The sequence below is a fragment of the Streptomyces racemochromogenes genome (genome assembly GCF_044129415.1).
GTDB lineage: Bacteria > Actinomycetota > Actinomycetes > Streptomycetales > Streptomycetaceae > Streptomyces > Streptomyces racemochromogenes_A.
The window spans coordinates 1-7,914 of record NZ_JBBDHD010000207.1 but is presented as its reverse complement, the minus strand read 5'-3'; the positions used below and the strand labels follow the sequence as shown (position 1 = coordinate 7,914).

General features: G+C 74.9%; 6 protein-coding genes. 2 read left to right on the top strand and 4 right to left on the bottom strand.

Going from position 1 to position 7,914, the window contains the following annotated elements:
- Positions 1 to 347 precede the first annotated feature (347 nt).
- Entirely contained in the window at positions 348 to 2,117 is a 1,770-nt protein-coding gene (locus WDV06_RS35220; RefSeq protein ID WP_395513893.1) for a S8 family peptidase, read from the top strand.
- 89 nt (positions 2,118 to 2,206) lie between these two features.
- Here the strand turns inward: WDV06_RS35220 and WDV06_RS35215 are convergent, their stop codons facing one another.
- Both WDV06_RS35215 and WDV06_RS35210 read right to left on the bottom strand, forming a co-directional pair.
- Positions 2,207 to 2,884, bottom strand: coding sequence for a (2Fe-2S)-binding protein (locus WDV06_RS35215; protein ID WP_395513892.1), 678 nt, complete (start codon positions 2,882 to 2,884; stop codon positions 2,207 to 2,209).
- A 50-nt stretch (positions 2,885 to 2,934) separates the two neighbouring features.
- Positions 2,935 to 4,188 carry an MFS transporter gene (locus tag WDV06_RS35210; RefSeq protein WP_395513891.1) on the bottom strand — a complete coding sequence of 418 codons (1,254 nt, stop codon included), beginning with the start codon at positions 4,186 to 4,188 and terminating at the stop codon, positions 2,935 to 2,937.
- 619 nt (positions 4,189 to 4,807) lie between these two features.
- Here WDV06_RS35210 and WDV06_RS35205 point away from each other — a divergent pair.
- Positions 4,808 to 5,494, top strand: a complete 687-nt coding sequence (locus WDV06_RS35205) for a GNAT family N-acetyltransferase (protein WP_395513890.1) — start codon at positions 4,808 to 4,810, stop codon at positions 5,492 to 5,494.
- 79 nt (positions 5,495 to 5,573) lie between these two features.
- Here WDV06_RS35205 and WDV06_RS35200 read toward each other — a convergent pair whose 3' ends face one another.
- Together WDV06_RS35200 and WDV06_RS35195 are read right to left on the bottom strand one after the other, a co-directional pair.
- Positions 5,574 to 6,599 carry a hypothetical protein gene (locus WDV06_RS35200; RefSeq protein WP_395513889.1) on the bottom strand — a complete coding sequence of 342 codons (1,026 nt, stop codon included), beginning with the start codon at positions 6,597 to 6,599 and terminating at the stop codon, positions 5,574 to 5,576.
- Between the two features lie 69 nt (positions 6,600 to 6,668).
- Positions 6,669 to 7,823 carry an MFS transporter gene (locus WDV06_RS35195; protein WP_395513888.1) on the bottom strand — a complete coding sequence of 385 codons (1,155 nt, stop codon included), beginning with the start codon at positions 7,821 to 7,823 and terminating at the stop codon, positions 6,669 to 6,671.
- Positions 7,824 to 7,914: the final 91 nt, after the last annotated feature.

The following is a 7,914-nucleotide window of genomic DNA, read 5'->3' as shown; positions in this document are numbered from 1 at the left end:
CCCCCCCCCCCCCCCCCCCCCCCCCCCCCCCCCCCCCCCCCCCCCCCCCCCCCCCCCCCCCCCCCCCCCCCCCGCCGGGCCGGATCCGGACAGGTTCCGGCACAACCGCCGCAGCCGCGCAACTCCGGCGAAGGGCGTGGAACGCCCACACCGGCCCACCGGCGTCGAGTTTCGGCCACCGCGTCTCAAGTCGAGCGCTGCAAAAGGTACTTCCCTACGGGGCCGCGCGTCTGACATCTTGCGTCCACCACTCGTTTCGTACGGCCCGGTAGGTGCCACCAGCACCCTCCGGGTCATCGGAGGACGTTTTGATACCCCACATATCCAGTCGACCTCGACGTGCCCTGGTGGTGGCTGCCGCACTCGGCGCCGCCCTCACCTTCGGAGCTCCCGCCGCGCTCGCCGGCACCGCTCCGGTCGGCCCCTCGGGCTCCGCCGTCGCGGTGGCCCCCAAGGCCCCCAAGGCCTCGTCCCCGGCTTCTTCCCAGAGTGCGACCTGGGTTGCCGGCACCCGCGCCTACCTCGTGATCACCACCCCCGGCGACAGCTCCGCGGTGCGCTCGGCCGTCACCGCCAACGGCGGCACGGTCTTCTCGTACTTCGACCAGATCGGCGTCATCGTCGCCCACTCCTCCTCGGCCTCCTTCGCCACGGCCATGCGCGGCGTCAGCGGGGTCCAGCAGGTCGGCGCCACCCGTACGTCGGACGTGCCCGCCGACGCCTACAACCCGGCGCTGCCCGCCAACCCGGCGCAGGCCAGCACCCCGGCGGGCGAGCCGGCGCGGGCCGACATGACGCAGATCAAGGCCGACCAGGCCTGGGCCGTCAACCCCGGCTCCGCGTCGGTCAAGGTCGGCATCCTCGACACCGGTGTGGACGACCAGCACCAGGACCTGGCGCCGAACTTCAACGCGGCGGACTCCGTCTCCTGCGCCTACGGCAAGCCCGACACCCGCACCGGCGCGTGGCGGGACGTCGACACCCACGGCACCCACGTCGCGGGCACCATCGCCGCCGCCAAGAACGGCAAGGGCGTCGTCGGCGTGGCCCCGGGCGTGAAGATCTCCGCCGTCCGCGTCGCCGAGCCGGGCAACTCGTTCTTCTTCGCCGAGAACACCATCTGCGGGTTCGTGTGGGCCGGTGACCACGGATTCAAGGTCACCAACAACAGCTACTACACCGACCCGTGGCAGTTCAACTGCCCGGACAACATCGACCAGGCCGCCATCATCGAGGGCGTCAAGCGCGCCCAGGAGTACGCCGAGGGCAAGGGTTCGCTCCAGATCGCCGCGGCGGGCAACGAGAACTACGACCTGGCCCACAAGACGACCGACACGGCGAGCCCCAACGACTCGACGCCGGTCACCCGCACCATCACCAACGCCTGCCTGGACATCCCGACCGAGCTCCCGGGCGTGGTCACGGTCGCGGCGAACGGCACCGGCACCACCAAGGCCTCGTTCTCCAACTTCGGCCAGGGCGTCATCGACGTCGCGGCCCCGGGCCAGGACGTCTACTCCACCCTGCCCGGCGGCAAGTACGGCACCAAGAGCGGCACCTCGATGGCCACCCCGCACGTGGTGGGCGTCGCCGCGCTGATCGCGAGCGCCAATCCGGGCATCACCCCGGCGCAGATCCGCGACAAGCTGGCCACCCAGGCCAACGACATCGCCTGCCCGGCGGACGGCCGCTGCACCGGTACGACGGCCAACAACTCCTTCTTCGGAGAGGGCCAGGTCGACGCCCTGAAGGCGGTCGGCGCCACCCCTCCCGCGGGCAAGTACTTCGAGAACACCGCGGACTTCGCGATCGCCGACAACAGCACGGTGGAGAGCCCCATCACCGTCACCGGCGTGACCGGCAACGCCCCGGCCACCCTCAAGGTCGGTGTGAACATCGTCCACACCTACATCGGTGACCTGAAGGTCGACCTGATCGCACCCGACGGCACCGTCTACACGGTCCACAACCGGGCCGGCGGCAGCGCGGACAACATCAACCAGACCTACACCGTCGACGCCTCCTCGGAGGTCGCCAACGGCACCTGGAAGCTGCGCGTGAACGACAACGCCGGCGGCGACACCGGCAAGATCGACTCCTGGAACCTGACCTTCTAGTCGGAACCGCGGGCGGGGGGGGGGGGGGGGGGGGGGGCGGCGGGGGGGGGGGGGGGGGGGGCCCCCCCCCCCCCCCCCCCCCCTCCGCGCTACCGGGTCCGCAGGACGCAGTCCCCGCACAGCCCGCCGCCGGGCACCTTGTAGTAGAGGCAGCAGCTGCGCCGCACGAAGGCCACCCCGAGGCCCTCCTCGTGGACGAACTCCCCCGTGCCGGCCAGGGCCCCGCCGTCGGCCAGCAGGGCGGCGGCCAGCTCCACGGCCGTGTCCCCCGCCACCCGGTCGAGCAGGACGCGCAGGGACCCGACGAGCCCGGAGGCGGCGTTCCCGCGCAGCACCTGCGACGAGACCCCGTACGCCCGCCGCAGCGCGGCGTCCAGCACGGCCAGGTTCCCCAGCACGGTCTCCCCGAGCGCCTCCGCGGGCAGGACGGCCGCGGGGGCGGGCAGCCAGAGCCGGAGCGAGCCGCCGTCGGGCAGGTGCCACCAGACCCTCTCCGGGGCCAGGTCCGGCACCCGCCCGCCCAGGGCGGCGCAGCCGAGGCCCAGGGACCACAGCCGCGAGACGATCCCGAACTGCGCGGTCGAGGCCGCCACCCGGTCCGGGCCGGTGCCGATCCGCCGGCCCACCTCGGCGACGTACGGGCCGAGCGCCTCCCCGTACAGCTCCGTGAGCGGCCGGAAGCCGGGTCCGGGCGGTCGCGCGCCGTACGGGACGGTGAAGAAGGGTCCGACGGCGGCCAGCCCGCCCAGTACCTCGTCCAAGTCCATCCCCGCATGATCGCAGGGCCCCTCCCCGCCCCGGCGCGCCGGGAGGGGGGTCAGGAGAGCCCGGGCGAGGCGGCCCCGGCCGGCGCCCGCCGGGCCCGCTCCTCGGCCCTGGCCTCGGCCCGGCGGGCGGCCGGGCCCATGGCGAACGAGGCCGCCAGCAGGAGGCCGCCGAGCAGCAGCCAGCCGGGGATCCCCCACAGCAGGAGCAGCGCGGTCAGGAGCAGTGGGCCCAGGGTGCGGGCGACGGGGACCCCTGTGCCGAAGAACCCCTGGTACTGGCCGATCCGCTCGGCGGGGGCCAGCGAGAAGCCGATCTGCCAGGACCCGGCCGACTGCCGCATCTCGGCGTCGGCCTGGAGCGCGGCGCCGGCGACGAGCAGCGCGGCCGCCGCCCACCCCGAGGACGGCACGGCCGACACGGCGAACACCGCACAGGACAGGGCCATGACAACCCCGGAGAGCCGCAGCGCCCGCCCGGCGCTGTCCAGGTCGGTGACAGGCCGGGCCAGGCGCACCTGGAACAGCATCACGGCGAGGGTGTTGAGCACGAACAGGGCCGACACCAGCCAGCCCGGGGCCTGGGTGCGCTCGGCGATCCACAGCGGGATCGCCAGGCTCAGCAGCGGCATCCGCAGCAGCAGGACCGCGTTGAGCAGCGTGACCAGGGCGTACGGACGGTCGCGCAGCACCGCCAGCCGCGGCTCCCCCGCCGCCCGGCCGGGGGCGGGCTCGACCGGGGGCAGCCCGCGCAGGACGGCGGCGCAGACCAGGAAGCTCACCGCGTCCAGGGCGAACACCACGAGGTAGGCCCGCTCGGTGCCGGCGCCGAGGGCGAGGCCGCCCAGGGCCGCGCCGAGGGCCAGCCCGGCGTTGAGGGTCGACTGGAGGTGGGCCAGGACGCCGGTGCGCTCCCGCGGGGCCACCAGCCCGGCGAGGAGGGCCTGCCGTGCGGCCGCGAGGCCGCACTGGGATACGGCGTAGAGGACCACGGCGCACAGGAAGGCCGGGAAGGACCGGATGAACAGGAAGGAGGCCACCGAGGCCGCGGTGGCGAGGGCCAGCAGCACCGAGGTGCCGCGGGGCCCGCGCCGGTCGGCGAGGGCTCCCAGCGGCACTCCGGCGACCGAGCCGACCGCCCAGGCGAGGGTCAGGCCGAGGCCGATCTGGGCGGGCGAGAGGCCCACCACGCGGGTGAAGTAGAGCGCGGAGCACACGTAGTAGGCGCCGTCGCCGACGGAGTTGCTCAGCTGGGCCGCGGCCAGGCGGCGGGGCGCTCCGGGCGCGGGCAGGAACCGTATCGTCACCGCTCCATTGGATCACCGAAACGGCCCGCCGGGGTGGGCCGGTCGCCGGTCTGTCACATGGGCCACTTCGAGCTCGCGCGGGCCGGCGCCGCCTGCCGCCGCGCTGACCCGGGCGGCCGCCTCCGGCTGGCCGGTGCCGGCGGGGGACGCCAGCATCGTGTCGATGACTCCTCCGGCACACGGACCCGTTCCCTCCGCGAGAAGCCGCCCGGCGGTCTTCCGGCGGGGCCCGCCCCCCTGCCCGGCCCGCCCCCGGTCCGCCCGCCTCCGGGCGCCGTCCCGGCCCGGCCGTGCCCCGCCGGAGGGGCCGCCGGGAGGCGCTTTCCCTCCGCCACCGGATCTTCCTCACATCCGTGCAGGTCAGAGGGGGTTTCGTGGAAGCGGGACGCGGTCGGGGCCGCCGTCCGGGAGGGCTCTTCGGCCGTCGGACCAAAGTCATCGAAAACACACTTTGCGCCATTGCCAAATAGGGGGTTCATGAGAGGACCCTGAGGGGCTACATTGAGCCACTCGCGTTCACCTGACAGCCCGTTGCCTTTCACTCGCGTTTTGCGCGGGGGGTGACGTCAGAAACGCAGACTGTGCAACCACCCCACCGCCCAGAAGGACCGAAGGCTCCGTGCCCGTACCCGTACTCCTCGCCGGCCGCTCCGTGCGGCTTGAGCCCCTCGCCCCCCACCACACCGAGGCCCTGGCCGCGGCCGGGGCCGAGGATCGTACGACTTACGCCTTCACTCCCGTGCCGCACGGGTTGCAGGCGTCCCACGAGTACATCGACCGCGCCCTCGCCGATCAGGCAGCGGGTCGATCCCTTGCGTTCGCCGTGGTCAGAGCCTCTGACGGGCGGGTGGTCGGGTCGACCCGGTTCCTGGAACTCGACTACTGGCAGGGTCCGCTCGTCTGGCCCGCCGTACCGGGGGTGCCCTTCGGGGATCCGGCGACGGCGATCCCGGACGCGGCCGAGATCGGGAACACCTGGCTGTCCCCGGCCGCACAGGGGACCGGCATCAACACCGAGGCCAAGCTGCTCATGCTGCGCCACGCCTTCGAGACCTGGGGCGTGCGCCGCATCTCGCTGCGGGCGGACGCCCGCAACGGGCGCTCGCGGGCCGCGATGGAGCGTCTCGGCTTCACCTGCGAGGGGGTCCGCCGGGCCCATTCGCGGGGGCTGGACGGGGCGGTGCGCAGCACGGCCTTCTACTCGATCCTGGACGAGGAGTGGCCGACCGTCCGCTCGATCATCGAGCTGCGGATGTCGGCGGCCGCGCCCCGCCGCCGCAGGCGCAGGACGCTGATTCCGGCGTAACGGTCCTGCGGGCGCCCCGCGTGCGCCCCTGCGGGCTCCCGCCCGTCCGGCCCTCGTTCCCGCGCCCTCCCCCGGCCGCTCAGCCGAGGAGGGCCGGGGCGAGGGCCGAGGCCGTGACGCGCGTCGCGGCGCCGCTGCCGTCGGCCGGCACGGAGTACAGGTCCGCGCCGAAGTCCCCCGGGAGGGAGTAGAGGACGGTCCGGTCGTCGGTCCACACCACCTGGTCGTCCACGCTGCGCCCCTCGGCGAGCGGGGTCTCGTTCATGGATGCCAGGTCGAGGACGTACAGCCGCCAGGGCGCGTCCTCGGGCAGACCGGGCACCCGCTTCTTGAACGCCAGCCGGGTCCCGTCGGGGGACAGCGAGGGGCACTCCAGGTTCTCGCGCAGCACGGTCACGGTACGGGCGGCGAGGTCGCCGCGGACCAGGTGGGTGCGGCCGCCGGTGGCCAGGGTCGCGTAGAAGGTCTTCTCGTCGGCGGCGAAGGTGACCCCCCAGAAGTTGACGTCGGCGTTCCGGTAGGTCCTGCCGTCCAGGAGGACGGTGAAGTCCTCCAGGGAGGCGTCGTACCGGCCGGTGCGCAGGTCGAGCAGTGAGGTGCGGGTGGAGAAGTTCGTGCCGGCGTAGGAGTCCCCTCCGACGAAGACCGTCCAGGCCACCAGGTGTCCGCCCGGAGAGACCCGGGCGCGGGTGGGGATCCCCGCGAGGGGGCGGGACGCGACCTCCTTGAGGCCGGCGTCGAGCACGACCGCGCGGTAGCTCTCCTGGACGCCGCTCTTGTCGGACCGGAGGCAGACGCCGGTGCCGGCGGCCGCGTGGAAGCGCAGGCACTTCACCCCGGAGGCGGTGCGGGGGCCGTCGGGGGCCGCGGCCGGGACGGAGGTGAGCTCGTCCCGGTGCGGCCCCCAGGCCATGTTCCGGAAGACCATGCGCCGTCCGCCGCCGGAGGCCAGGGAGACGGCGCCCGGGGAGATCTCCGGTCCGCCGGGCCGGGCCCGGTCCTTCTCGTCGGCCCGCGAGCCGGCGCGGACGACGGCGAGCACGCCGACGGCCGTGAGCAGCACGACGGCGGTGACCAGGATCAGGATCCGGCGCTGGAGCGTCATGGGGGTCTTCGGTCTTCCTCGTGTGGGGGTGCGGTGGTACGGGCGGCCCGGCGGGGGCCGCGCAGGGGGTCAGGCGCCGCCGGGCCTCAGCCGGGAGCAGCCGGCCACGGCGAGGGCCAGCAGGACGGCGGCCACGGAGAGCGCCGGCCGGGCGCCCCAGACGGTCCAGGCGGCGCCGAAGCCGAGGGAGGCGGTGAACCGGGCGAGGGCCTGGCCGGTCTGGACCAGGGCGAGCCCGCCGCCCCGGTGCTCCTCGGGCACGGCTCCGGCCGCTTCTGCCATGAGCACGCCGTCGGTGGCGGCGTAGAAGGCGCCGTGGAGCAGGAGGACCGCGTAGGGCAGGGCCGGGTGGTGGGCGCCGGTGAGGAGGAGGCCGTACGCGAGCAGCAGCGCGAGGTGGCCGCCGAGGAAGACCCGGCGGCGGCCCACGCGGTCGGCGAGGCGGCCGAGCGGCATCGCGAGCAGGAAGAAGGCTCCGGCGGTGCCGAGCGGCAGCAGCGCGAACCAGCGGTCGGCGATCCCGGTGGCCTTCTGCAGCAGCAGGAAGACGAACGCGTCACTGACGGTGCACAGCCCCAGCAGCAGGGCGCACAGGGCGGTGCGGCGCAGGTCGCGGCGGCGCAGCAGGGCGAGGGAGGCCCGCAGGGAGACCGGGGCGGTGTCGCGGGCGGGCACCGTGCGGCGGCCGGGCACGAAGAGCACCAGCACCAGCACGCCGAGGGTGGCCACGCAGGCGCTCACGGTGAAGACGGCGTCGTAGCCGTCGGCGGCGCCGCGCAGGATCAGAAAGGCCAGGAGGGGTCCGATCAGCGCGCCGGCGGTGTCCATGGCCCGGTGCACGCCGAAGGCCCGGCCGCGCTCCTCGGGAGCGGCGGCCAGGGAGATCAGCGCGTCGCGCGGTGCGGTGCGCAGCCCCTTGCCGGTGCGGTCGAGGGCGAGGACGGCCCCGATGGCGGGCAGGGTGTGGGCGAGCAGCAGCAGCGGCTTGCACAGGGCGGAGAGGCCGTAGCCGATGCCGGCGAGCGCCTTGTGGCGGCCGAGCCGGTCGCCGAGGTGGCCGCCGGTGAGGCGGACCAGGGCGCTGACGCCGTTGTAGACGCCGTCGAGGAGGCCGAAGCCGAGCGGGGTGAGCCCGAGTCCGGCGACGAGGTAGAGCGGGAGCACGGCCGTGACCATCTCGGAGGAGACGTCGGTGATCAGGCTGACCGTGCCCAGGGCGAGCACCGTGGGGGCGAGGGCGGCGCGGGGGGGGGGGGGGGGGGGGGGGGGGGGGGGGGGGGGGGGGGGGGGGGGGGGGGGGGGGGGGGGGGGGGGG

What these genes read in the sequence shown, in the direction of transcription:
- WDV06_RS35200 (WP_395513889.1), bottom strand. Translation starts at nt 6,599, where the DNA reads ATGACGCTCCAGCGCCGGATCCTGATCCTGGTCACCGCCGTCGTGCTG.
- WDV06_RS35215 (WP_395513892.1), bottom strand. Translation starts at nt 2,884, where the DNA reads ATGGACTTGGACGAGGTACTGGGCGGGCTGGCCGCCGTCGGACCCTTC.